General features: G+C 64.1%; 24 protein-coding genes. 15 read left to right on the top strand and 9 right to left on the bottom strand.

The annotated features are described in order from the left end of the window. Positions 1 to 42 precede the first annotated feature (42 nt). Positions 43 to 1,362, bottom strand: a complete 1,320-nt coding sequence (locus tag AB3X86_RS25910; RefSeq protein ID WP_368598223.1) for a lactonase family protein — start codon at positions 1,360 to 1,362, stop codon at positions 43 to 45. Between the two features lie 267 nt (positions 1,363 to 1,629). Between AB3X86_RS25910 and AB3X86_RS25905 the strand changes: the two genes are divergently transcribed. After that, positions 1,630 to 1,782, top strand: a complete 153-nt coding sequence (locus AB3X86_RS25905; protein WP_013088853.1) for a DUF3096 domain-containing protein — start codon at positions 1,630 to 1,632, stop codon at positions 1,780 to 1,782. 235 nt (positions 1,783 to 2,017) lie between these two features. On the opposite strand, the gene AB3X86_RS25900 is transcribed toward AB3X86_RS25905, so the two are convergent. Then, positions 2,018 to 2,263, bottom strand: a complete 246-nt coding sequence (locus AB3X86_RS25900) for a hypothetical protein (protein WP_176121351.1) — start codon at positions 2,261 to 2,263, stop codon at positions 2,018 to 2,020. A 35-nt stretch (positions 2,264 to 2,298) separates the two neighbouring features. Here AB3X86_RS25900 and AB3X86_RS25895 point away from each other — a divergent pair, with 35 nt between their 5' ends. The 3 genes from AB3X86_RS25895 (at position 2,299) to AB3X86_RS25885 (ending at position 5,855) form a co-directional block, all read left to right on the top strand. Further along, positions 2,299 to 2,439 carry a hypothetical protein gene (locus tag AB3X86_RS25895; protein ID WP_368598222.1) on the top strand — a complete coding sequence of 47 codons (141 nt, stop codon included), beginning with the start codon at positions 2,299 to 2,301 and terminating at the stop codon, positions 2,437 to 2,439. 69 nt (positions 2,440 to 2,508) lie between these two features. Beyond that, positions 2,509 to 4,398 carry a glycoside hydrolase family 15 protein gene (locus AB3X86_RS25890; RefSeq protein WP_368598221.1) on the top strand — a complete coding sequence of 630 codons (1,890 nt, stop codon included), beginning with the start codon at positions 2,509 to 2,511 and terminating at the stop codon, positions 4,396 to 4,398. A 179-nt stretch (positions 4,399 to 4,577) separates the two neighbouring features. Beyond that, a complete protein-coding gene (locus AB3X86_RS25885; protein WP_176109197.1) occupies positions 4,578 to 5,855 on the top strand; it encodes a polyhydroxyalkanoate depolymerase in 1,278 nt (425 codons plus the stop codon). Between the two features lie 123 nt (positions 5,856 to 5,978). Here AB3X86_RS25885 and AB3X86_RS25880 read toward each other — a convergent pair whose 3' ends face one another. Further along, entirely contained in the window at positions 5,979 to 6,611 is a 633-nt protein-coding gene (locus AB3X86_RS25880) for a TetR family transcriptional regulator (protein ID WP_176109198.1), read from the bottom strand. A gap of 241 nt (positions 6,612 to 6,852) precedes the next feature. On the opposite strand from AB3X86_RS25880, the gene rsxB reads away from it, so the two are divergent. The 3 genes from rsxB (at position 6,853) to AB3X86_RS25865 (ending at position 9,027) form a co-directional block, all read left to right on the top strand. Then, a complete protein-coding gene (gene rsxB, locus AB3X86_RS25875) occupies positions 6,853 to 7,758 on the top strand; it encodes an electron transport complex subunit RsxB (protein ID WP_368598220.1) in 906 nt (301 codons plus the stop codon). Between the two features lie 43 nt (positions 7,759 to 7,801). Continuing rightward, positions 7,802 to 8,446, top strand: a complete 645-nt coding sequence (gene nth / locus AB3X86_RS25870) for an endonuclease III (protein ID WP_368598219.1) — start codon at positions 7,802 to 7,804, stop codon at positions 8,444 to 8,446. Between the two features lie 146 nt (positions 8,447 to 8,592). Beyond that, positions 8,593 to 9,027 (top strand): DUF1841 family protein, encoded by a 435-nt coding sequence (locus tag AB3X86_RS25865; RefSeq protein ID WP_176109201.1) that lies wholly within the window; start codon positions 8,593 to 8,595, stop codon positions 9,025 to 9,027. 100 nt (positions 9,028 to 9,127) lie between these two features. On the opposite strand, the gene AB3X86_RS25860 is transcribed toward AB3X86_RS25865, so the two are convergent. Both AB3X86_RS25860 and AB3X86_RS25855 read right to left on the bottom strand, forming a co-directional pair. Then, positions 9,128 to 9,508, bottom strand: a complete 381-nt coding sequence (locus AB3X86_RS25860; RefSeq protein ID WP_176109202.1) for a c-type cytochrome — start codon at positions 9,506 to 9,508, stop codon at positions 9,128 to 9,130. Positions 9,509 to 9,554: 46 nt separating this feature from the next. Beyond that, the gene (locus tag AB3X86_RS25855) at positions 9,555 to 9,923 is read right to left on the bottom strand and encodes a c-type cytochrome (protein WP_013088844.1); all 369 of its coding nucleotides are present in this window, start codon (positions 9,921 to 9,923) and stop codon (positions 9,555 to 9,557) included. Positions 9,924 to 10,240: 317 nt separating this feature from the next. On the opposite strand from AB3X86_RS25855, the gene AB3X86_RS25850 reads away from it, so the two are divergent. The 5 genes from AB3X86_RS25850 to AB3X86_RS25830 all read left to right on the top strand — a co-directional run bounded on the left by AB3X86_RS25850 (position 10,241) and on the right by AB3X86_RS25830 (position 15,385). Continuing rightward, positions 10,241 to 11,083, top strand: a complete 843-nt coding sequence (locus AB3X86_RS25850) for an AAA family ATPase (RefSeq protein WP_368598218.1) — start codon at positions 10,241 to 10,243, stop codon at positions 11,081 to 11,083. 28 nt (positions 11,084 to 11,111) lie between these two features. After that, positions 11,112 to 12,287: a VWA domain-containing protein gene (locus AB3X86_RS25845; protein ID WP_176121247.1), complete on the top strand. Its 1,176-nt coding sequence runs from the start codon at positions 11,112 to 11,114 to the stop codon at positions 12,285 to 12,287. 61 nt (positions 12,288 to 12,348) lie between these two features. Then, on the top strand, positions 12,349 to 13,569 hold the full coding sequence (locus AB3X86_RS25840) for a benzoate/H(+) symporter BenE family transporter (RefSeq protein WP_368598217.1): 1,221 nt from the start codon (positions 12,349 to 12,351) through the stop codon (positions 13,567 to 13,569). A gap of 224 nt (positions 13,570 to 13,793) precedes the next feature. Further along, positions 13,794 to 14,747, top strand: a complete 954-nt coding sequence (tal, locus tag AB3X86_RS25835; protein ID WP_368598216.1) for a transaldolase — start codon at positions 13,794 to 13,796, stop codon at positions 14,745 to 14,747. A gap of 218 nt (positions 14,748 to 14,965) precedes the next feature. Continuing rightward, entirely contained in the window at positions 14,966 to 15,385 is a 420-nt protein-coding gene (locus AB3X86_RS25830; protein WP_368598215.1) for a VOC family protein, read from the top strand. A 40-nt stretch (positions 15,386 to 15,425) separates the two neighbouring features. Here the strand turns inward: AB3X86_RS25830 and AB3X86_RS25825 are convergent, their stop codons facing one another. The 4 genes from AB3X86_RS25825 to AB3X86_RS25810 all read right to left on the bottom strand — a co-directional run bounded on the left by AB3X86_RS25825 (position 15,426) and on the right by AB3X86_RS25810 (position 19,702). Then, positions 15,426 to 16,550 carry an FUSC family protein gene (locus AB3X86_RS25825; RefSeq protein WP_368598214.1) on the bottom strand — a complete coding sequence of 375 codons (1,125 nt, stop codon included), beginning with the start codon at positions 16,548 to 16,550 and terminating at the stop codon, positions 15,426 to 15,428. 129 nt (positions 16,551 to 16,679) lie between these two features. Then, the gene (mctP, locus tag AB3X86_RS25820; protein ID WP_176121243.1) at positions 16,680 to 18,230 is read right to left on the bottom strand and encodes a monocarboxylate uptake permease MctP; all 1,551 of its coding nucleotides are present in this window, start codon (positions 18,228 to 18,230) and stop codon (positions 16,680 to 16,682) included. Continuing rightward, on the bottom strand, positions 18,227 to 18,469 hold the full coding sequence (locus AB3X86_RS25815) for a DUF3311 domain-containing protein (RefSeq protein WP_368598213.1): 243 nt from the start codon (positions 18,467 to 18,469) through the stop codon (positions 18,227 to 18,229). The genes mctP and AB3X86_RS25815 overlap by 4 nt, the downstream gene beginning before the upstream one ends. A gap of 297 nt (positions 18,470 to 18,766) precedes the next feature. Beyond that, on the bottom strand, positions 18,767 to 19,702 hold the full coding sequence (locus tag AB3X86_RS25810; RefSeq protein WP_368598212.1) for a spermidine synthase: 936 nt from the start codon (positions 19,700 to 19,702) through the stop codon (positions 18,767 to 18,769). A gap of 390 nt (positions 19,703 to 20,092) precedes the next feature. Between AB3X86_RS25810 and AB3X86_RS25805 the strand changes: the two genes are divergently transcribed. From AB3X86_RS25805 to AB3X86_RS25795, 3 genes are all read left to right on the top strand, one after another. Beyond that, entirely contained in the window at positions 20,093 to 21,343 is a 1,251-nt protein-coding gene (locus AB3X86_RS25805; RefSeq protein WP_368598211.1) for a cyclic nucleotide-binding domain-containing protein, read from the top strand. A 61-nt stretch (positions 21,344 to 21,404) separates the two neighbouring features. Beyond that, a complete protein-coding gene (locus tag AB3X86_RS25800) occupies positions 21,405 to 22,169 on the top strand; it encodes a flagellar motor protein (RefSeq protein WP_368598210.1) in 765 nt (254 codons plus the stop codon). A 58-nt stretch (positions 22,170 to 22,227) separates the two neighbouring features. After that, positions 22,228 to 22,914 (top strand): flagellar motor protein MotB, encoded by a 687-nt coding sequence (locus AB3X86_RS25795; protein ID WP_368598209.1) that lies wholly within the window; start codon positions 22,228 to 22,230, stop codon positions 22,912 to 22,914. The last annotated feature ends 88 nt before the right edge of the window (positions 22,915 to 23,002 follow it).

Below are 23,002 nucleotides of genomic sequence, written 5' to 3'. Positions count from 1 at the left end.
GATGTGATCTGTCCGTTTTTCTTTGCCCGCGCGTGCCGTGCGTTACGACGGTGATACCAGCTTGAAATCCACCGGCGAGCCGAGCTCGAAATGCTGCTTCGGATTCGGATCGAGCAGCCCCGTCTGCTGATCGCGCTTGAACACGTAGACCGTGTCGCTCAACTGATTGCCGACGATCAGCCAGTTGCCGGTCGGATCGATGGTGAACTCGCGCGGCGATTTGCCGAGGCTCGACTGCCGGCCGATCTGCTTCAGATGCCCATTGGCGGGATCGACCGAGAAAATCACGATCTCGTTCGCGTCGCCGCGATTGGACGCATACACGAAGCGTCCGTCCGGCGACATGTGGATCGCCGCTGCGGCCACCTGCCCCTTGAAGCCGGGCTCGCTCAATGGCAACGTCTGCACGAGCTTCAGTCTGCCGTCCTGGTAGTCGAACGTGCTGACGGTCGCCGAGAGTTCGCTCGTCAGATAGGCGTGCCTGCCGTTGGCGCTGAAGATCAGATGGCGTGGACCCGTGCCGGCTTGCTGCTGCGCGTAGCCCCAGTCCGTCACGACGAACGGGCCCGCGCCGGCGGTGCTCTGCGGCGCGTAACGGTACGAGTACAGCTTGTCGGCGCCGAGATCCTGCGCGAACAGATAATGGCCGTCAGGCGAGAACACGGTCGAATGCACGTGCGAGTTGTCCTGCCGGCCTTTCACCGGCCCGCCGCCCTCGTGATGCACAGTCTGCACCGAGGCGCCCACCTGGCCGTTCGCCTGCAGCGGAAACACCGCGAAGCTGCCGCCCGGGTCGGGCGCGACCGAATAGTTCGCGGTCAGCAGATACTTGCCGTCCGGCGAGATGCTCAGATAGCACGGGTCATTGCCATCGGACGACACCTTGTTAAGAAACGTCAGTTGGCCGCGCGCGGCATCGAAGCCAAATGCGCTGATGCCGCCGCGCTGCGTGGCCGGGCCATTGTCGCCGGGCAGTTCGTTGACCGAATAGACGAAGCGGCGGTCGCGGCTCACGACCAGAAACGACGGATTGACCGTCTGCGCGACCGACACCTGGGTCGCCGCGCCGGTCTTCGTGTCGAAGCGAAGCACGTAGATGCCTTCGCTCTTGCCGCTGGTGTAAGTGCCGACCAGCATCGTATAGACGCCGTCCGCGGGGACCGGGCCAGCATCTTGCGCATACGCGTGCGAAGCAAGCATCGAAACCATGAGCAGGAAACCTTTTATCATCGAACGGGCGACGCGGTCCGCGCCACGCGGACCGGAACCCTGTACGGCAACACTGGCAAGAACAGAAGTAAAAGCGGAAGCCGGAACTGGGCGCGCGGCAACACACCCGGCGGCACGGCGACGGTGAAGCATGAGACCTCCTCGACATCGGTTGTCTGTACGGGCTCGCGTATGAGCCGGGGTACGAGCGGTTGTAACGGTGTCTGGTCTGCCGCGCCGCGAATCGAGCGTCGTTCCGCGTTGTTGTTGTCGAAGTCAGTATAAGAGCGTTAGGTCGGATCATGCAGTGAATCCACCGCTGACGCGCGGGCTGCGTCAGCGGGTTTGCTCCCGCAAGCGGGGGCGGTTTTTCAAGAGTTTTCTCAATCGCGCACCACGCGTGTCAACCACGGAGTCTCCATGAACGTCACTCTCAGCCTGGGCCCGCTCGTTTCGCTGATCGCCGGCATCCTGATCCTTATCATGCCGCGCCTGTTGAACTACATCGTCGCGCTTTATCTGATCATCATCGGCATCATCGGAATCTTCGGCGTGGGCTCGTCGCATCTGTAAGCGACAGGCGACGCGATACCGGGCGCGGTATTTGCGCCCGGTATCGAGATCAATTTGCGAGAAAAGAGGGTTCGCGCGGTGCCAGCGGCACTCGCACGCATGAAAGCGCGGCCTGCGTCACGCGGTGACATAGGCGGAAAGCGGGCATCGCGCCACGCGAACAATCGACGTGACGTGGCGCGAAGATGCGGATACGCGAGCAGCAGCCCGCGCTACGAACGCTCGGTGCGGCCGCTCAACCGTTTGCCAGTTGTTCGAGGCGCAAGCGCCCCTGCAACGACAGCGCGCCGACCGCATAATGATCGGCATTCTGCTGATAGCGCCGGAAGCAGTCCCGCTCGACCAGGAAGGACGCGGCAGCCAGCATGCCGTTGCGGCTCAATCCGAGCCGGCCATGATCGAGTGGCAGCATGGAGTCGCCGGCAAGCTGGCTGGCGGCCGAGAGAATCGTGATGCAATCGGATTTCGAAGGGTTCAGCATGGCTTTCGTCCTCGGAAACGGCGTCTGCATGCGCCATGAGCAAGGCCGATTCGCAGTCCGGCAGGTCACCGGACATCGGCATGAAATCTGATTTTATGCATGGAATTGACAATTTTCCAACCCGCGTTTTGCCGCACTATGCGGTGAACCAAACACTGCCGATCGTGGTCCGGTAATTAACACCCACTCGAAGCGCGGCTGCTGTCGCCATCCGTAATAACGACTCGTTTTTCGACACGCTTTCCATGCCTGCACACCTCGAAGACTACGCACTCATCGGCGACGGCCATACCGCCGCGCTCATCTCCCGCGAGGGTTCCGTCGACTGGCTCTGCTGGCCGCGCTTCGACTCGGGCGCCTGCTTCGCCGCGCTGCTCGGCACGCCCGACAACGGTCGCTGGCAGATCGCCCCCGCCACCCAGGGCGAGCACGGCGCGCCGACCATTACGCGGCGCTATCGCGGTGAAACGCTGATCCTCGAAACCGACTTCGAAACGCCCGACGGCGCCGTCACGCTGATCGATTTCATGCCGCCAGGCAACGGCTGGTCGGAGCTGATCCGCATCGTCGTCGGCAAGCGCGGCACCGTGCGCATGAAGATGGAACTCGTGCTGCGCTTCGACTACGGCTTCTCGATCCCATGGGTCGACAAGCTCAAACACGACAGCGGCATCAAGGCGATCGTCGGCCCCGACAACGCGGTGTTGCGCACGCCGGTCGAACTGCACGGCGAAGATATGAAGACCGTCGCGGAATTCACGGTGACCGCGGGCGAGCGCGTGCCGTTCTCGCTCGCGTATGCGGCGTCGCATCTGCGCATTCCGCCCGCTCGCGACCCGCACACGTCACTCGCGCGCACCGAGAACCATTGGCTCGAATGGGCGGCGCGCGGGACTGTCGAAGGACGCTGGGCCGAGCCGATCCGCCGTTCGCTTATCACACTGCGCGCGCTCGCCTACGAGCCGACCGGCGGCATCGTCGCGGCGCCTACCACGTCGCTGCCGGAGAAGCTCGGCGGCACGCGCAACTGGGACTATCGATACTGCTGGCTGCGCGACGCGACCATCACGCTGCTCGCTATGATGCGCGGCGGCTACTACGACGAAGCGCGCGCCTGGCGCAGCTGGCTCGGCCGCGTGATGGCGGGCGCGCCGGACCAGTTGCAGATCATGTACGGCATCGGCGGCGAGCGACGCCTGCCCGAAGTCGAAATCGACTGGCTGCCCGGCTACGAGGGCGCGAAACCGGTGCGCATCGGCAACAACGCGGTCGGGCAGCTTCAGCTCGACGTCTACGGCGAAGTGATGAATGCGCTGCATCTCGCGCGCGTGGGCGGCCTGCAGGCGGACGTCACCGCGTGGAGCGTGCAGCGCGCGATGCTCGCGCATCTGACCACGATCTGGCGCGAACCCGACGAAGGCATCTGGGAGACGCGCGGCGGCCGCCAGCATTTCACGTTCTCGAAGGTGATGGCGTGGGTCGCGTTCGACCGCGCGATCCGCTCGGCCGAAATGTTCAAGCTCGACGGCCCGCTCGACGAATGGCGCGCGACGCGCGACACGATCCACGCCGAGGTCTGCGAGAAGGCGTGGAATCCGAAGCTGAACGCGTTCTCGCAGTACTACGGCAGCGACCAGCTCGACGCGAGCGTGCTGCTGATGCCGCTGGTCGCCTTCCTGCCGCCGCAGGACCCGCGCATCAAGGGCACGGTCGAGGCGATCGAGCGAGATCTGATGCACGGCGGCTTCGTGATGCGCTACCGCACGACCGAATACGACGACGGCCTGCCGCCCGGGGAAGGCACCTTTCTTGCGTGTTCGTTCTGGATGGTGGATAACCTCGCGCTGCAGGGGCGCGTGCAGGAAGCGATCGAGATGTACGAGCGGCTGCTCGCGCTGTGCAACGACGTCGGCCTGCTGTCCGAGGAGTACGATCCGGTCGAAAAACGTCTGGTCGGCAATTTTCCACAGGCGTTCTCGCACGTGGCGCTCGTGCACACCGGACTGAACCTGATGAAGCATGAGCAGGAAATGGCGCAGGCGACCGGCCATCCGGCGCATAACGGCATGCGCTCCACAGAGCTTGAGGTTCAGGCAAGCCCTTATAGCGGCGGAGCAGCATCGCCACTAGCATGACGCCGTGACAGTTTGCGTACACTGAATGCGAAAATTGTTGCATTGCACAAGATTGCTTTGTTCGATATTATCGATCCGACTGTCGGCCAACAACAATGTGCCCACAACCACAATGGCCCGCCGCAACGCTTCACGCGTGTTTGCGAAGCCCAATGCGAACCGCTTAAAACGGAGCAAACATGCTCTATCAACTGCACGAATTTAGCCGGGCGATGTTGAGCCCCCTCACCGCCTGGGCCCAGGCCGCATCGAAATCATTTGCGAATCCGGCCAGTCCGTTAGCCTATGTGCCGGGCGCCACACGCCTGTCCGCCGGGTACGAACTGCTTTACCGGCTCGGCAAGGATTACGAAAAGCCCGAGTTCAACATTCATCAGATTGTTAAAGACGGACATAACATTCCGATCGTCGAGCAGACGATCATCGAAAAGCCGTTCTGCCGGCTGATGCGCTTCAAGCGCTTCGCGGACGACAGCGAAGCTGTCAGCCAACTGAAAGACGAGCCGGTCGTGCTGGTCTGCGCACCGTTGTCAGGACACCACGCCACGCTGCTGCGCGACACCGTGCGCACGTTGCTGCAAGACCACAAGGTCTACATCACCGACTGGATCGACGCGCGCATGGTGCCGCTCGAGGCCGGCTGGTTCGGTCTGAACGACTACATCGCGTATATCCAGGAATTCATTCGCCATATCGGCGCGAAGAATCTGCACGTGATCTCGGTGTGCCAGCCGACCGTGCCGGTGCTCGCCGCCATTTCGCTGATGGCGAGCCGCGGCGAGGACACGCCGCGCACGATGACGATGATGGGCGGCCCAATCGACGCGCGAAAGAGCCCGACCTCGGTCAATTCGCTCGCCACGCAGCACTCGTACGAGTGGTTCGAGAACAACGTGATCTTCACGGTGCCGCCGAACTATCCGGGCACGGGCCGCAAGGTCTATCCGGGCTTCCTGCAGCACACCGGCTTCGTCGCGATGAATCCGGAGCGTCACGCGGCATCGCACTGGGATTTCTACCAGAGCCTGCTTCGCGGCGACGAGGACGACGCCGAAGCGCACCGCCGCTTCTACGACGAGTACAACGCGGTGCTCGACATGGATGCCGACTATTACCTCGATACGATCCGCGTCGTGTTCCAGGAATTCCGTCTTGCCGAGGGCACGTGGGTCGTCAACGGCGAACCGGTGCGCCCCCAGGACATCACGACGACCGCGCTATTTACGATCGAAGGCGAGCTCGACGATATTTCCGGCGACGGCCAGACCTACGCGGCGCACGACCTGTGCAGCGGCATTGCGGCAAAGAACAAGCGTCACTTCACCGCGGAAAAATGCGGCCACTACGGCATTTTCTCGGGCCGCCGCTGGCGCACGATCATTTACCCGCAATTGCGCGACTTCATTCTCGAGCACAACAAGACGGCAAAAACGGCAAAAGAAAAAGTCGAAGCCTGAGCATTAAACTTGCAATAGCATATAAAAAGCCAACGGTCTCCTTCGAGGCCGTTGGCTTTTTTATCGCGCTTCATTCGTGATACTGATGTTCTGCCGCGGCGGCGATCACCGCGGCACGGGCCGTTACTTTCTCAACAGATACGCGAGCAGCAGTTCGGTATTCATCTGAATCACCTCGCTGCGTTCGGCGGCGCTGCTGAAATCGCGCCCGAGCGTCGCTTCGAGCGTGAAGCGGTTCGAGACGATGTAGTAGCCCATGCCCGAAAGCGTCACGTAAAAACGCAGTGGGTCGATGTTGGTGCGAAACAGTCCCGCGCGTTGCCCGCGTTCGAGGATGCCGCCAAGCGTGGCGACGATCGGCGAGATCATTTCGCGTATGCGCGTCGACTTCTGCATATAGCGTGCTTCATGCAGATTCTCGTTGTTGATGAGTCGCAATAACTCGGGATGATCGCGGTAGTAGTCCCACACGAAATGGGCGAGACGTGTAACCGCCTCGACGGGCGCGACTCCGTTGAGTTCGAGCGTGCGTTCCGCTTCGTTGAGTGCGCTGAACGCGTGCTCGAGTACCGCGGTGAATAGCTGTTCCTTGCTACCGAAGTAGTAATAGAGCATGCGTTCATTGGTTTCGGCGCGGCGAGCGATCTGATCGACTCGTGCGCCGAACAGTCCTCCATTTGCAAACTCTTCCGCCGCCGCAAGCAAGATGCGGCGTCTCGTGCCTTCAGGATCTCTTTTGATTTTCGGCTGATTCATGGTGGCATCGTCTTCGTGAGCCGCGTTATCCGGATCGCGCCGCCGGCCTCTCCTCGAGCCTTTTTGTTGGCGGCGTTTAGCGGGCGCGTCGTGGTTGGGAAACACACCCTTTTCTGCGGTCTTTCGAATGAAGCGCTTCGATTATGGCACATGGATTGCGAATGGCAATCCGGGAAATCGGCGATAATGTGGCATTTAGTTCAGGTCGTGCGATCGCACGGCAAACCCCCGCGCCGTAACCGTGACAGACGTCAAAACACTCGCGGATCGCATCGAAGATCTGCTGCCCCAAACGCAATGCACGAAGTGCGGTTATCCCGCATGCCGTCCGTATGCCGAAGCCGTCGCCAGCGGCGAGGCGAACTATAACCAGTGCCCGCCCGGCGGTGCCGAAGGCATCGCGCGCCTCGCCGCGCTACTCGGCAAACCGGTGATTCCGCTCAATTCCGCCAATGGCGTCGAACGTCCGCGCCCCTTGGCGGTTATCGACGAACAGGTATGCATCGGCTGCACGCTGTGCATGCAGGCATGTCCGGTCGACGCGATAGTTGGCGCACCGAAACAGATGCACACCGTGATCGCCGAGCTCTGCACCGGCTGCGACCTGTGCGTGCCGCCCTGCCCGGTCGACTGCATCGCGATGCTGCCCGTGACCGGCGAGGCCACCGGCTGGGATGCATGGAGCCAGAGTGAGGCAGACGCGGCGCGGGCGCGTCATAACCGCCACGAGGGCCGTCTCGCGCGCGAGCGCGACGCCGCCGAAGCGCGTGCTGCGGCGCGGCGAGCCGCGAGTGCGAGCGCGCCGGGGGCGGCTGCGTCGGGCGCGGTTCCCGCGAGCGGCGCGACAACGCCGTCCGAGGCCCCGACCACCCCGAGTGCGGACGACGCCGAAGCAAAGAAACGCGCGATCATCCAGGCGGCGCTCGAGCGCGCGCGCAAGAAGAAAGAGGAGTTGGCCGCGAAAGGCCAGGGACCGCGGAACACCGAGAACGTCAGCGCCGACGTGCAGGCACAGATCGATGCAGCCGAAGCGCGCCGCCGCCGTCTCGGTCTTGCCAGCGGCGAGGGTACACTCGGCTCGGAGCCGTCGTCCAACGAGTCCGACGAGTCAAAGCCGCCGTCCAGCTCGCCGCCGACCGCGCGGTGACCTCGCCCGCGCAACCCTCCTCATCCACACGGACCCGCTCCGCATGAACGCGAACAAACGCCGCGCGATCTACGAAACGCTTCAGAGCCTGAATCCGCACCCGACCACCGAACTCGAGTACACGACGCCGTTCGAACTGCTGATCGCGGTGCTGCTGTCAGCGCAAGCGACCGACGTGTCGGTCAACAAGGCGATGCGCAGGATGTTCCCCGTGGCGAACACACCGCAGAAGGTGTTCGACCTCGGCGAGGAAGGTGTCGCGAGTTATATCAAGACGATCGGCCTGTATCGCACGAAGGCGAAGAACGTGATCGCGACCTGTCGCATTCTGCTCGACCAGTACGGCGGCGAGGTGCCCGAGGATCGCGAGGCGCTCGAACGGCTGCCGGGTGTCGGCCGCAAAACGGCCAACGTGATTCTGAACACCGCGTTCGGCCATCCGACCATCGGGGTCGACACGCACATTTTCCGCGTCGCCAACCGCACCGGCCTCGCGCCCGGCAAGGACGTGCGCGCGGTCGAAGCGGCGCTCGAAAAATTCACGCCCGCCGAATTCAGGAAGGACGCGCACCACTGGCTGATCCTGCATGGACGCTATGTGTGCAAGGCGCGCCGCCCCGAATGCTGGCATTGCGTGATCGAGCCGCTGTGCGAGTTCCGGCCGAAAACCCCGCCGCCCGATCTTTAAGGGCAGCCCAACTCGAAACCCCAGACCGCGCGGCGCGCCTGCAGCCCGAACGGCCGCCGCGTAAAATGATGCTTTACACGCAGTGCGCCCCGCGTACACACGCCGTCGCGCCCGCACACGCCCCACTCCCACGCACCGGTTCCACGATGTTCAATCCCAGCCGCGACGAAGTTCGCCTCTTTTTCACCGACACCTGGCGAAAACAGCGCCAAGGCGAGATTCTGACGCCGCTCGAGGCGATCGCCGCCGACTGGATCGTCGAGCATCCGGAATATCACGCCGACCTCACCGACGCCCCCGCTGCGCAGGCGCAGGACTATTCGCCGGAGCGCGGCCAGACCAATCCGTTCCTGCACCTGTCGATGCATCTGGCGATCTCCGAACAGCTGTCGATCGATCAGCCGCCCGGCATTCGCGCCGCGCACGAGCGGCTCGCCGCACGCCTCGGCTCGACGCACGAGGCGCAGCACGCGATCATGGACTGCCTCGGCGAAACCATCTGGGAAGCGCAGCGCACCGGCACGCCGCCGGACACGGACGCGTATTTGCAGCGCATCGAACGTCGCGCGACGCGCGACTGAAGCGACCGCAAACCCCGACTCGATGCCCTCAAAGCAAAACACCCCGCCAAGGCGGGGTGTTTTGCTTTTGAAGCCGCGACGCGAGACCCGCGTCCTACGCTCACTTCTTCTGCACGAGGTCGCCTTCGAGCGATTCGACGTAAGCGGCGATGTCCTTCATGTCGCCTAGCGACAGGCTCTGCACCTGTGCCTGCATGATCGCGTTGTTGCGGCCGAGGTGCGGATTGCCGGTGCCCATCTGGTACTGACGCAGCGCCCAGTACACATAGTCGGAGTGCTGACCGGCCAGCTTCGGATACTCCGGGCTCACCGGCTTGTTCAGGCCGGGACCGTGGCAGGCCGCGCAGTTGTGACTGTCGGCGAGCACCTTGCCGTTGCCCGCGTCAGCCGCGTGAGCGACGTTCGCCACGGCCAGACCGATTACCGCCGCCGCGCCGACCGCCTTGAATACCGTGTGGAGTGCCTGTTGGGGCTTGATCATGAAATCTCCTATCCCGCGAATTGGATGTACTGGTGACCGACGCCGATCACTTGTCGGGATTGTTTTTCGAAGCGGCAGTTTGCGCTGCGTAGTAGGCGGCGATGTCGGCAATGTCCTGATCCGACAGCGACGTTGCGATTGCATGCATCGTGTCGAAATGGCGGTCGCCCTTCTTATAGGCGCGCAGCGCGATCTCGAGGTAGGCCTGATTTTGCCCGCCGAGCTTCGGCACGCGGAAAACCTCTGGATAAGCCGTGCGGTATTCAGGGATGCCGTGGCAGCCGATACACATCGCGACCTTGTCCTGGCCCGCCTTGGCGTTGCCTACGACATCCGCTGCCTGCGCACTGACCGCGTACCCCGCGAGCACCGACAGCGCTGCGATCACGACGTGTTTGCCGACGAATTTATTCATAGATGTAACCTGGCTTGAGGGGAAACGGGTGCCCACAAAGGCAGCGGTCCGGCCGTTCTTCTTATGAGGTGGCCACGCAGGCCAAAAAAATCGGGCCCATTGTACCGCGACGCCGCGCCGAACGTCCACAACACGCGGGAGCCGCGCAACGCCCGTCTGGACGGGCCGCGCGCCATGCTCGCGGCGGCTTCGCGATGACGCCGCAGCGGCGCCGGCGCGTCTACCCCGGCACGGCTGACAACATACGTGAGCCGGTTTCGGGCCAACAGGCCTTCTGACTTATACTGGGTTTTTTTCCCGCACAAGAGCATCTCGCCATGCGTTTCGAAGGCTCATCGCAATACGTCGCCACCGACGACCTCAAGCTCGCGGTCAACGCCGCGATGACGCTCAAGCGTCCGCTCCTGATCAAGGGCGAACCCGGCACCGGCAAGACCATGCTCGCCGAGGAAGTCGCCGCCGCGCTCGGCATGCCGCTCTTGCAATGGCACATCAAGTCGACCACCAAGGCCCAGCAGGGCTTGTACGAATACGACGCGGTGTCGCGACTGCGCGATTCGCAGCTCGGCGACGAACGCGTGAAGGACATCCGCAACTACATCGTCAAGGGCGTGCTGTGGCAGGCGTTCGAATCGGACGAGCAGAGCGTGCTGCTGATCGACGAGATCGACAAGGCCGACATCGAATTCCCCAACTACCTGTCGCGCGAACTCGACCGCATGGAGTTCTACGTGTACGAGACGCGCGAGCTGGTGCGCGCGAAGCATCGCCCGCTCGTGATCATCACGTCGAACAACGAGAAGGAATTGCCCGACGCGTTCCTGCGCCGCTGCTTCTTCCACTACATCAAGTTTCCGGACGCGACGACGATGCAGCAGATCGTCGACGTGCACTACCCCGGCATCAAGAAGGACCTGCTCGCCGCCGCGCTGCAGAGCTTCTTCGAGCTGCGCAACGTCGCCGGGCTGAAGAAGAAGCCGTCCACCTCCGAACTGCTCGACTGGCTCAAGCTGCTGCTCGCCGAAGACATTCCGCCCGAAGCGCTGCGCTCGGCCGACCACAAGCAGATCGTGCCGCCGCTGCACGGCGCGCTGCTGAAGAACGAACAGGACGTGGGCCTGTTCGAGCGGCTGCTGTTCATGAACCGCAACAACCGTTGAGCGCGCACCGCGCCGCAGGACCTCCAGCATGCTGATCGACTTCTTCTACTCGCTGCGCGCCGCCAAACTGCCGGTCTCGGTGAAGGAATACCTGACGCTGCTCGAAGCGCTGAAGGCCAACGTGATCGCGCCGTCGCTCGACGAGTTCTACTACCTGTCGCGCATCACGCTCGTGAAGGACGAGCAGTACTTCGACAAGTTCGACCAGGCGTTCGGCGCCTTTTTCAACGGGGTCGCGGCAAGCTCGGAGCTCGCGTTCGAGATTCCGCTCGACTGGCTGAAGAAGAAGCTGCAACGCGATCTGTCGCCCGAGGAAAAGGCGCAGATCGAGGCGATGGGCGGCATCGACAAGCTGATGGAGCGCCTGAAGGAACTGTTCGACGAGCAGAAGGAGCGCCACGAGGGCGGCAACAAATGGATCGGCACGGGCGGCACGTCGCCGTTCGGCAACGGCGGCTATAACCCCGAGGGTGTGCGCATCGGCGGCGACGCGGCCGGCAATCGCACCGCCGTCAAGGTCTGGGAAGCGCGCGCGTACCGCGACTACGACGACCAGGTCGAGATCGGCACGCGCAACATCAAGGTCGCGCTGCGGCGCTTGCGCCGCTTCGCCCGCGAGGGCGCCGCGGAAGAACTCGACCTGCCCGACACCATCCGCAGCACCGCCGCGAACGCCGGCTGGCTCGATCTGAAGATGGTGCCCGAGCGGCACAACAACGTGAAGGTGCTGATGCTGCTCGATGTCGGCGGCTCGATGGACGATCACGTGAAGCGCACCGAGGAGCTGTTCTCGGCCGCGAAGGCCGAGTTCAAGCACCTCGAGTTCTATTACTTCCACAACTGCGTGTACGACTTCCTGTGGAAGAACAACCGCCGCCGCCACGCCGAGCGCACGCCGACGTGGGACGTGCTGCACAAGTTCACGCCGGACTACAAGCTGATCTTCGTCGGCGACGCGACGATGAGCCCGTACGAAGTGTTGCAGCCGGGCGGCTCGGTCGAGTACAACAACGCCGAGGCCGGCGCGGTGTGGCTGCGCCGGCTCGCCGATCACTTCCCGCACTTCGCGTGGCTGAACCCGGAACCGGAAGCGCTGTGGCCATATCGGCAGTCGGTCAGCGCGATCCGCGAAGTGCTGGGCCACCGCATGTATCCGCTGACGCTCGCGGGCCTGGAGACGGCCATGCGGGTGCTGAGCAAGTAACGCCCGTCGTTCCGGAACCCGCGTCCCGACGCTTCAACTTCCACAACAACAAAGCCTTCGCATGAGTTCGTCCCCGTCGCCCCAGTTGTCCCCCGCCGCCGCGCCGCAGAGGCGCTTCAATCCGCTCGCCGATACGTCGCTGTCGTCGATCGTCGCGGGCTTTGTCGCGGCGATGACCGGCTACACGAGCTCGCTCGTGCTGATGTTCCAGGCGGGCCAGGCCGCGCATCTGAGCGACGCGCAGATTTCGTCGTGGATCTGGGCGCTGTCGATCGGCATGGGCCTCTGCACGATCGGCCTGTCGCTGCGCTTTCGCGCGCCTATCGTGATCGCGTGGTCGACGCCGGGCGCGGCGCTGCTGGTGGCGTCGCTGCCGCATGTCGAGTATGCGCAGGCCATCGGCGCGTTTATCTTCTGCGCGGCGCTGCTGACGCTGGTCGGCGTCACCGGCTGGTTCGACGCGCTGATGAAGCGGATTCCGTCCGGCCTCGCGGCCGCGCTCCTCGCGGGCATCCTGTTCGAGATCGGCATCGAGATTTTCCGCGCCGCGCAGTACCAGACCGCGCTCGTGCTGACGATGTTCTTCACCTACCTGATCGTCAAACGGTTCGTGCCGCGTTACGCGATTCCAACCACGCTGGTGGTCGGCACGGCCGCGGCCGGCGGCCTCGGGCTGCTCGACTTCAGCCACTTTCACGTCGCGCTCGCGCATCCGGTGCTGACGATGCCGTCGTTTTCGGTGGCGGCGTGCGTGAGCATCGGCATTCCGCTGTTCGTGGTCGCGATGGCCTCGCAGAACGTGCCGGGCATCGCGGTGCTGCGCGCCGACGGCTACACGACCCCGTCCGCGCCGCTGATCGCGACGACCGGCGTCGCGTCGCTGCTGCTCGCGCCGTTCGGCTCGCACGGCATCAATCTTGCGGCGATCACGGCGGCGATCTGCACCGGCCCCGAAGCGCACGAAAACCCCGCGAGGCGCTACACGGCGGCCGTATGGGGCGGCATTTTCTATCTGCTCGCGGGGGTGTTCGGCGCGACGATCGCCGCGCTGTTCGCGGCGTTTCCGAAGGAACTGGTCGTCTCCGTCGCGGCGCTCGCGCTGTTCGGCTCGATCATGAGCGGCCTCGCCAATGCGATGCAGGATACGCGGCAGCGCGAGGCGGCGCTCGTCACGTTCATGGTGACCGCCTCGGGGCTCACGCTGCTGTCGATCGGCTCGGCATTCTGGGGGCTCGTCGCCGGCGTGATCACGCAAGTCGTGCTGAACGCGCGCCGCGTGTGAACGAATTGCCACGCCCGGCTGTCCGTACCCGGTGTTCATGCCGTCGTCGCCGATCCGCCATAGAATAGACGTATCCGGCAGCGTTTCCCGGCGCCATCGCGGGACGCGCTGCGGCTTGACCCGCGGCCGCCGGTGCCGGCTGATCGCTGTGTTTCGTCCAGCCGGCGCGGCGGCGTCCTCATTTCTCCTGAACCACGGCGCACACGCGCCCTGAAGGCCCGAACATGACAACCGCACTCGACCAACTCAAGCAATACACCACGGTGGTGGCCGACACTGGCGACTTCCAGCAGCTCGCGCAGTACAAGCCGCGCGATGCGACCACCAATCCGTCGCTGATTCTGAAGGCCGTGCAGAAAGACGACTACCGGCCGCTGCTCGAAAAGACCGTGAAGACGCATGCGTCGAAGCCGGTCGGTGCGATCATCGACCAGTTGCTGATCGCGTTCGGCACCGAAATCCTCAAGATCATTCCCGGGCGGGTGTCGACTGAAGTCGACGCACGCCTGTCGTTCGACATCGAAGGCTCGATCAAGAAAGCCCATGAGCTGATCGCGCTGTACAAGGAGCACGGCGTCGAACGCGACCGCGTGCTGATCAAGCTCGCGTCGACGTGGGAAGGCGTGCGCGCGGCCGAGGTGCTGCAGAAGGAAGGCATCCGCTGCAACATGACGCTGCTGTTCTCGCTTCCGCAGGCGGCGGCCTGTGCAGAAGCTGGCGCGCAGCTGATCTCGCCGTTCGTCGGCCGCATCTACGACTGGTACAAGAAGAGCGCCGGCAGCGCGTGGGACGAAGCGAAAGACGGCGGCGCCAACGACCCGGGCGTCAAGTCGGTGCGCCGCATCTATGCGTACTACAAGAAGTTCGGCTACAAGACCGAGGTGATGGGCGCGAGCTTCCGCACGACCTCGCAGATCCTGGAACTGGCCGGTTGCGATCTGCTGACGATCAGCCCCGACCTGCTGCAAAAGCTGCACGAGAGCACCGACAAGATCGAGCGCAAGCTGTCGCCGGAGGCGTCGCAGGACGCGGACATCGAGCGCGTGCCGGTCGACGAAAAGTCGTTCCGCTTCCTCGTCAACGACGACGCGATGGCGACCGAGAAGCTCGCCGAAGGCATCCGTACGTTCGCCGCGGACGCAATCAAGCTGGAAAAACTGATCGACACGCTGCGCTGAGGTGCCGCGGGCGGCGGACGTGGCTGGCTGCGTGACGCTCACGTTCACGCTCGCCGCGCCCGCTCCGCTCGAAAGCCATCCATGACAAGCGGTGCCGAATCTGACGGTTCGGCGCCGCTCCTCGTTTACGCTGCGACTACAATCGACTGTACGCCCCTCCCCGCCTGAGCTGGCGAGGAACGAGGGCGCCCGCCCAACGCCTGACCAGGGAGACGATCATGTATGTTCAGCCCTACGTGTTCTTCAACGGCCGTTGCCAGGAAGCGCTCGACTACTACACCGACAAACTCGGCGCCCAGGTAACCTTCAAGATGCTGTTCAAGGACGCGCCACCCGACGCGCAAAACCCGCCACGCCCCGAACTCGCCGACAAGATCATGCACGCGAACGTGCAGCTGGGCTCGAGCACGTGGATGGCTTCCGACGGCAACTGCGATCCGGCGGGCGGCCCGTTCAATGGCTTCAGCCTGTCGCTGACCGTCGAAGACAGCGCGTCGGCGGAAAAATGCTACAACGCGCTCGCCGATGGCGGCCAGGTCGTGATGCCGTTCCAGCCAACGTTCTGGAGCAAGGGCTTCGGAATGGTGGTGGACCGCTTCGGCATGACGTGGATGGTCACGCTGCCGCCGCAGGTTTGAGGCTTAGCGGCCGAGCCCTTGGGTTCGGCCATTCGACCACCTACCTGCCACGCGTCGCCCGCTCGTGCCGCTCGATGTTCCAGTTCGGCTCGGTCTCCAGCAATAGCGCGCGCAGCCGGTCCACCTGCTCCGCGAGCCGCTGACCGAGCCAGTACGGCCCTTGCCAGTCGGGCGGCAACGCGGTGGCCACGTCGCCATGCCCCTTCGCGAGCGGCGCCGCGGCGGGAATGCCGAAGCGCGACGGACGGCCGAAACGCAGCCCGCGCGCGGTGGACAACAGGATCGCGCGCACGGCGCGCACCTCGGCGCCGCAATGCGCCGCATAAGCGCTACGCGCGGCGGCATCGGCGTGCATCAGCGGGCCCGTCGCCAGCAGTTCGAGCGAACTGAGCACCGAGCGATGCAGCCGCTGGATCTCCTCGAGCTTCGTCTGAGGCACGTCGATCTCCTTCGCGACCGACGGCATCAGCGAGCGCAGTTGCACGAGCCGTTTGTTGATCTGCAGGAAGCGCTTGACCTGCTCCTCCTCGGTGATCGTCTCGCCGTCGAGCAGCCGCGCGTAGATGCCCGCGCATTCGCGCAGATTGGCGGCGAGCCCGTAGCGCCACGAATACGTCGCGTGCAGTGGGAACGCGAACGAAAACGCCAGCGCGATCACGATGCCGATCAGCACGTTCAGCGTGCGCCACAGGCCGACGTCGATCAGGTTGTCGCCATGGCCCGCGACGATGCACATCGTGATCGCGGTCAGCAGCCCGATATAGCCGGACGAGCCGATCGCGAACCACGCGCAGATCGACGCGATGATCGCCTCCAGCACATAGGTGAGCGGCAGCGAGCCGATGAAGTTCTGCTGCACGATCAGCAACAGGCCGATCGACGCGCCGAGCAGCGTGCCGGCCGCCCGTTCGGCCGCTTTCTTGCGGATATTGCCGTGATGCTGCAAGCCGCCAATCACCACCAGCAGCGTCACCGACGACCAGATGCCGTGCGGGATATCGATGCCGGTCGTCGCCAGAATCGACACCAGCATCGCGAGGCCGACGCGCAGGCTATGCAGCACCTTCGCGTGGCGGTAGCGGTAATACGGCGACGTGACCGCGCGCACCATCCGGCTCAGCGCCGCGCGGCGGGGGATCACGGTGGGAGTATCGGCAGCAGGCATGGCGGCGCGCGGCGAACGCGTGAAAGGACGGTTCCGCTATCCTGCCCTGGAGTGCCCCGCAAACACAAACGCCCGCCAACTGGCGTCGGCGGGCGTTGCGGGTTTCGGAGCGTGAAGTCGCAGTCGGAATCAGCCTTCGACGATGTCCAGGTAGTCTTCCGGACGGGTGCGGTCCTCGGCGCGCTGCATGCCCACCGCGCGCACGATCAGGCTCACGACCACCGACACCACGAGGTTCACGATCAGCGACCACACCGCCGCATAGCCCGGAATCGCGATGCCGAACAGATGAATCGTGAAGATCGAGCTCGCGAGGTTCAACGAAATCGCCATCCACGTGCCGGTCGCGATACCTGCCGCCCAGCCGAGCAGCAGACCCCGATAGTCGAGCACACGCGTGTAGAGACCGAGCACGATGGCCGGCAGCGTCTGGATGATCCAGATCCCGCCGAGCAGCTGCAGCTGGATCGCGTACGTGAGCGGCAAACCGAGAATGAACGCGACCGCGCCGACCTTGACGATCAGCGACACCAGCTTCGCGACGTTGGTCTCCTGGTCGTGCGTCATGTTGCGGTTGATGAACTCCTTGTGCACGTTGCGCGTGTACAGGTTCGCCGCCGCGATCGACATGATCGCCGCCGGCACCAGCGCGCCGATACCGATCGCCGCGAACGCGACGCCGACGAACCACGACGGGAAGAAGTGCAGGAACAGCGCCGGCACCGCGAAGTTCGGGCCGAAGGCCTTGAAGTACGGCGCGAACTCGGGCATGTCCTTCACGCCGGCCGCGAGCGCCATGAAGCCGAGCAGCGCGAGCAGGCCGAGCACCAGCGAATACGCCGGCAGCAAGGCCATGTTGCGGCGGATCGTGTTGCCCGACTTCGAAGACAGCACCGCGGTGATCGAGTGCGGATACAGGAACAGCGCGAGCGCCGAACCCACGGCGAGCGTCGCGTACGCGCTATAGCCGTTCAGGCTCGACACGTCCGGCGACTTCAGCAGCAGCTTGGCCGGCGGGACCGCGCCGAAGATATGGCCGAAGCCGCCCAGCTGCGGCGGAATCACGATGATCGCGGCGAAGATCGTCACGTAGATCAGGATGTCCTTGACCACCGCGATCATCGCCGGCGCGCGCAGGCCCGACGTGTACGTGTAGGCCGCGAGGATCGCGAACGCGATGATCAGCGGCAGATCGCCGACGAAGCCGGTGGTGTCGAAACCGAGCGCGCCGATCACCACTTCGATACCGACCAGCTGCAGCGCGATGTACGGCATCGTCGCGACGATGCCGGTCACCGCGACCGCGAGCGCGAGCATGCGGCTGCCGTAGCGGGCCGACACGAAGTCCGCCGAGGTCACGTAGCCGTGGCGCTTCGCGATGCTCCACAGCTTCGGGAACACGACGAAGGCGAAAGGATAGATCAGGATCGTGTACGGCAGCGCGAAGAAACCGGTTGCGCCCGCGCCGAACACGAGCGCCGGCACCGCGATGAAGGTGTAGGCGGTGTACAGATCGCCGCCGAGCAGGAACCACGTGACGATCGTGCCGAAGCGCCGGCCGCCGAGCCCCCACTCTTCGAGATGCGCGAGATCGCCGCGCCGCCAGTGGGCCGCGACGAAGCCGAGAATCGTGACGCCGATGAAAAACAGAACGAAGACGAAAGTTGCAATGGGGTTCATCGTTGTGCGCCCCCGTTCGGGCGACCCGAATAGCGGGACTTGGTCTTCACATAGACGAACGCGGTGATGACCGCGCTGATCAGCACCCACAGCAGCTGATACCAGTAGAAGAACGGGAAATCGAACAGCTGCGGCTCGATCCGGTTGTAGGACGGCACCCAGATCATCGCGATCCACGGTAGCAGCAATAGCCAGAGCCAGTGCTTGCTGGCTTTCTTCGCGTCGGCGTCGTGAGCCATGACGTCTCCTGTTTTTTCCTATTTTGAATTTGTCTGCCCGTGGTCGACGGGACGAGGAACTCAGCGGGTGGTCGTCCCGCGGTCCGCCACGGGCTCCCCGGAAGCCTCGCAAGAGTATAGGAGTGGCGAACGCCCGGTCAAGCCGGGGCGACCCCGAGGCATATTGGCGTCCAACGACGCAGACTCGGTGACGCTGCAGCATCGACGTGAAAAAAAATACCGGAAGCAAGACGGCCGCGCCGACTGATACGCCGGCACGGCCGCCTGGTTGTCCGCTCGCTGATCGGAAATCAGCGCTCAGATCGCAAACGATGCGCCCGTCTGCCCCGTCGATTCGCGCAGGCCCTTGATCCACTTGCGCGCCGGCAAGCCGAGCTCGGCTTCGATCAGCTTCGCGCGCGCGTCGAGCGCGGTGAACGGCACGTCGAGTGCGGGGCCCGAGAACGCGATCGCGATGCGGTTGCCGTCGTGCACTTCGGGCAGCGCGACGACGCGGCCGTCGAAGGCTTCATTCAGGCGCTTCATGTTGCGCACGAAGCTCGGATGATCGCCGAACAGATTCACCGTGACGATGCCCGCGTCGGTCAGACATGCGCGCGCCGCGCGGTAAAAACCGACGCTGTCGAGCACCGGGCCGCGCGCGGTCGCGTCATAGACGTCGATCTGCAGCGCGCCGATGGTGCCGTGATTCGCGCTCTCGTTGACGAACTCCCACGCGTCGGTTTCGTGCACGGTCAGGCGCGCATCGTCGGGCGGCAGTTCGAACATCGTGCGCGCGGCCACCACGACCGCCGGATTCAGTTCGACGGCCTCGACCTGCGCGCTCTTCAGGAAGCGGTGCGCGAACTTGGTCAGCGCCGCCGCGCCGAGCCCAAGCTGCACGATGCGCTTCGGCGTTTCGAGAAACAGCAGCCAGGCCATCATCTGCTGTGCGTATTCGAGTTCGATGTGATCGGGCTTGCGCAGACGCATCGCGCCTTGCACCCATTCCGTGCCGAAATGCAGGTAGCGCACGCCGCCCTCTTCGGAGAACGTCACCGGTGCGAAGCGCGGCTTGCGCGGCGCTTCGATTTGCGGCGCGTCGTGAAGCTCGTGGTCGAAGGCGCGGTTCGCGTTGCGTGCGGTTTTTGGCGCCTGTCCGTGCGCGATTTTCCGCTTACCGCCGATGGCTTCGGCGTCCCGGTTACGGAAAGCGCGTGCTTCGGCCGAAGCGCGCTTGATCAGTTTCGTCATGTGTGGATGTCGCGCCGCGGGCGCATGATTTTTGGTCGACCGAGAGCATAGCATTCGCTGCGGCCCGCTCATTCGAATGCGCTCTTTTGCAATCCGCTTTCAACGGACTCTCGCACGCAACAGCGTCGATAAAAAATTTGGCGGCCACTACGTCAGCGCATACATGCACCAATACGCACGCGCAAACGATTGACATGCCGCTTTATCGCCGTTCTTCTCGTCTGAACGCGGCTCACAGCGTATTTCCTCGCGGTCCGCCCCTCCGTTGCCGGTTAAAGAGAGCCCTGCCAATGTCGTAAACGGCATACAGGGCTGCCGACCCATGCAATGCAATGCAATGCATCGCGTCGCGCAGCCGCAAGGATAAAATCGCGCTGCAGGGGAATTACTTTGAATCGGCAACAGTCGTGGACGCGCACAGCGGCGCCCGGTGAGGTCATCTATTCCGAGGGCTACTCGGGTGAGCCCGTCGTCTTTCTGATCACGGAAGGCAAGGTCGAACTTTCCACTCGCTGCGACGACAAAAAGGTCGTCGTCGCGACGCTGGGCCGAGGCGAATTTTTCGGCGAAGCCGCGTTGCTTGCGGCCGAGCCGCGCAGCAACACCGCGAAAGCGCTGACCTTCTGTCAACTGACCGTCGTGCCGGCCAGCATGCTCGACGAAGAGATCGAACGCGTGTCGCCGTTGCTGCGTCATATCACGCGCACGCTGATTCGTCGCGTGAAGCGCAAGGACGATCTGCTCGCGACCTACACGCACGCCGACTTTCTGCCCGGTGTGCTGTCGTATGCGCACGTGCTGACGCTGATGTCCAACGGCGAACGGCGCGATGCGAGCGATAGCTGGGGACGCCGGCCGCTGCACTCGCAGGCCGAGGAAACCTCGGTACCGCTCGTCGAAGTGATTAAAAAATGCCGCGCGATTGCCGGCCATTCGCGTCCGCACGTGATGGCGATGCTCAAGCGGATGGAGAAGCTCAATCTCGTGACGATCGAGGCCGCGCAGTCCGGACAACTGAATAACGTATCGACCGAATACTCGGCGTACGACGGCGCGGCCGCGCGCCAGGTCGTCACGTTCGACGCCGCGCGCATCGTCGATCGCGCGCAGCAGGTCGCGGACGGCGACCTCGATATCGCGGTGAGCAGCGAGCTCGAGCTGATCGAGCTGACCGATCTGGAGGCGTTGATCGGCGTCGACAAGACGTTGATTCTGAACAAGCTGTCGCACGGCGAAATCGCCGACGAAGTGTTCGCATTCCGCAAGTCGAAGGTGCTGACCTACGTCGAGCAGCAAGGTGTCGCGTATTTCTCGCGACGCAATACGCGCCAGAGCGGCGCGCTGAATTCGCTCGACGATCTCGCATTCGTCGACCAGCGCACGCTGTTCGAAGCCGTCAGCGCCTTCGACACGTACGATCTCGCGAAGCTGCTCGCCAGTATCGACGGGCAGCCGGTAGCCGAGCGCCTGTTGTCGGTGATGACCGAAGTGCGTCGTAACGAAGTGTCGTGGGTGATGCGGCGCGATCTCAAGATCGATGCGATCGAAGTCGGCGACATCGAGCAACGTCTGCTCGATGCGGTGAAAACGCTGAAGGCACCGTCCGCGCCGCGCGCGGCGCTACACGAGCCCGCGCGCTAAGCGGTTTGACGGCGCGCCGCCGCTCAAGCGCGCGTGAGCGCGGCGCCGTTCGGGGAAAGGCATGGACCTGTTGACGTTATTTGGTGTGCTGTTCGGTGGAGCGGCAATCGTTTTGGGCTTCGCGCTCGAAGGCGGGCATTTTCTGACGCTGTTCCAGTACGAGGCATTCGTCATCGTACTCGGCGGCACGCTCGGCGCGGTGATGATCCAGAACACGTGGGCACGCTTCTTCGATGCGGTGAAGCTGCTCGGCCTCGCGTTCAGGCGCGCGCGGCGGGTCGACCAGAAGAGCCTGTCGGATCTGCTCGAATGGGGCGATCAGGCTAAGCTCAACGGCCTGCTCGCGTTCGAATCGATGGACGCGAGCGGCATTCATCCGTTCGCCAAACGCGGGCTCGAACTGCTCGCGAACGGCGTGTCGACCGCCGTGCTCGAAGACGCATTGCAGCGCGAGCTCGATGCCTATGCGCGCAACCACATGGCGGCGGCGCGCGTATGGCAGCAGGCGGGCGGCTATGCGCCGACGTTCGGCATTCTCGGCTCGGTGCTCGGGCTGATCCAGGTCACCAATCACATTCTCGACCCGGCACAACTCGGCTCGGGCATCGCGACGGCTTTCGTCGCGACACTGTACGGTCTCGCACTCGCGAATCTGGTGTTTCTGCCGCTGTACGGCAAGCTGCAGGCGCAGCTCGACAGCGAGGTGCGGTTTCGCCGGCTTTATCTCGACGGACTGCTCGCGATTTCGCGCAAGGAGTCGCCGCATACGATCGAAACGCGCCTGAGCGGCGAGGTGCGCGGGCGCGCAGCGGAGTCGCTGGCCTGAGCCTTTTGGAGCGCGCCGCTGAGCGAGACGCGCCGACATTCGAAACGGATCAATCACTATGCAAACGACGTCTGGCGGCAAGAGCCTCGCCAGCAGCACGGACGATCGCGACGAGCACAGCGGCGAAGGCAGCGAGGGCGGCCGCTGGCTGATCTCGTACGCGGACCTCATCACGACGATGATGGTGCTGTTCCTCGCGTTGTACGCGTTGCAGTTGGCGAAATCGAAGCAACTCGAACTCAGGTATCAGACGCTCGAGACTAAAACGGCGCAGCAGAGCGCGCCCGCGCCAGCAGGCGGCACGCAACAGGATGCGCGCAAGCAACTGAGCGCCTTGCTCGATGCACTGCGCGAGAAAGGGCTGATCACGGTGACGGACGTGCCGCACGGCGTCGAAATCGGCATCAACGCGAAGATCCTGTTCAACGCCGGCGATGCGCGGCTGCTACCCGATTCGTTCGAGGTGCTGACTCAGATCGCGCAGGTGCTGCAAAAGGATTCGACGGGAAACGTGCTCGTCGAAGGACATACCGACAGCGTGCCGATTGCGACCGCGAAATATGCGTCTAACTGGGAGCTGTCGTCAGCTCGTGCCGGGGCGGTGGTCAGGTATCTGGTCGAGCGCGGGATCGAGCCGCATCGACTGGCCGCGATCGGGCGGGCGGACAATTTCCCGCTGGTTGCCGGCGCTGACGCGGCGGCAAGAGCTGCGAACCGCCGGGTCACGATCGTCGTGCAGTACTGAACGCGTTCGCGGGCAGCGTTTGCAGGCAGCATTGGCCGCCCTTCCCTACGACGAGCCGCCCGCGCGCAACGGGCCGCCCGTCGTCACT

The sequence above is a fragment of the Paraburkholderia sp. BR14374 genome (genome assembly GCF_040948685.1).
Taxonomy (GTDB): domain Bacteria; phylum Pseudomonadota; class Gammaproteobacteria; order Burkholderiales; family Burkholderiaceae; genus Paraburkholderia; species Paraburkholderia youngii.
The sequence above is the reverse complement of the archived record's forward strand: the minus strand, read 5'-3'. Positions and strand labels throughout refer to the sequence as shown.

Bases quoted from the DNA above. Each gene is read 5' to 3' on its own strand.
- AB3X86_RS25860 (WP_176109202.1), bottom strand. From the start codon at position 9,508: ATGATCAAGCCCCAACAGGCACTCCACACGGTATTCAAGGCGGTCGGC.
- AB3X86_RS25895 (WP_368598222.1), top strand. From the start codon at position 2,299: ATGAGCAAGGCCGATTCGCAGTCCGGCAGGTCACCGGACATCGGCATG.
- mctP (WP_176121243.1), bottom strand. From the start codon at position 18,230: ATGAACCCCATTGCAACTTTCGTCTTCGTTCTGTTTTTCATCGGCGTC.
- AB3X86_RS25910 (WP_368598223.1), bottom strand. From the start codon at position 1,362: ATGCTTCACCGTCGCCGTGCCGCCGGGTGTGTTGCCGCGCGCCCAGTT.
- AB3X86_RS25905 (WP_013088853.1), top strand. From the start codon at position 1,630: ATGAACGTCACTCTCAGCCTGGGCCCGCTCGTTTCGCTGATCGCCGGC.
- AB3X86_RS25800 (WP_368598210.1), top strand. From the start codon at position 21,405: ATGGACCTGTTGACGTTATTTGGTGTGCTGTTCGGTGGAGCGGCAATC.
- AB3X86_RS25815 (WP_368598213.1), bottom strand. From the start codon at position 18,469: ATGGCTCACGACGCCGACGCGAAGAAAGCCAGCAAGCACTGGCTCTGG.
- AB3X86_RS25900 (WP_176121351.1), bottom strand. From the start codon at position 2,263: ATGCTGAACCCTTCGAAATCCGATTGCATCACGATTCTCTCGGCCGCC.
- AB3X86_RS25840 (WP_368598217.1), top strand. From the start codon at position 12,349: ATGAGTTCGTCCCCGTCGCCCCAGTTGTCCCCCGCCGCCGCGCCGCAG.
- AB3X86_RS25885 (WP_176109197.1), top strand. From the start codon at position 4,578: ATGCTCTATCAACTGCACGAATTTAGCCGGGCGATGTTGAGCCCCCTC.
- AB3X86_RS25850 (WP_368598218.1), top strand. From the start codon at position 10,241: ATGCGTTTCGAAGGCTCATCGCAATACGTCGCCACCGACGACCTCAAG.
- AB3X86_RS25855 (WP_013088844.1), bottom strand. From the start codon at position 9,923: ATGAATAAATTCGTCGGCAAACACGTCGTGATCGCAGCGCTGTCGGTG.
- AB3X86_RS25825 (WP_368598214.1), bottom strand. From the start codon at position 16,550: ATGCCTGCTGCCGATACTCCCACCGTGATCCCCCGCCGCGCGGCGCTG.
- AB3X86_RS25865 (WP_176109201.1), top strand. From the start codon at position 8,593: ATGTTCAATCCCAGCCGCGACGAAGTTCGCCTCTTTTTCACCGACACC.
- nth (WP_368598219.1), top strand. From the start codon at position 7,802: ATGAACGCGAACAAACGCCGCGCGATCTACGAAACGCTTCAGAGCCTG.
- AB3X86_RS25890 (WP_368598221.1), top strand. From the start codon at position 2,509: ATGCCTGCACACCTCGAAGACTACGCACTCATCGGCGACGGCCATACC.
- AB3X86_RS25830 (WP_368598215.1), top strand. From the start codon at position 14,966: ATGTATGTTCAGCCCTACGTGTTCTTCAACGGCCGTTGCCAGGAAGCG.
- AB3X86_RS25845 (WP_176121247.1), top strand. From the start codon at position 11,112: ATGCTGATCGACTTCTTCTACTCGCTGCGCGCCGCCAAACTGCCGGTC.
- AB3X86_RS25880 (WP_176109198.1), bottom strand. From the start codon at position 6,611: ATGAATCAGCCGAAAATCAAAAGAGATCCTGAAGGCACGAGACGCCGC.
- AB3X86_RS25795 (WP_368598209.1), top strand. From the start codon at position 22,228: ATGCAAACGACGTCTGGCGGCAAGAGCCTCGCCAGCAGCACGGACGAT.
- AB3X86_RS25810 (WP_368598212.1), bottom strand. From the start codon at position 19,702: ATGACGAAACTGATCAAGCGCGCTTCGGCCGAAGCACGCGCTTTCCGT.
- tal (WP_368598216.1), top strand. From the start codon at position 13,794: ATGACAACCGCACTCGACCAACTCAAGCAATACACCACGGTGGTGGCC.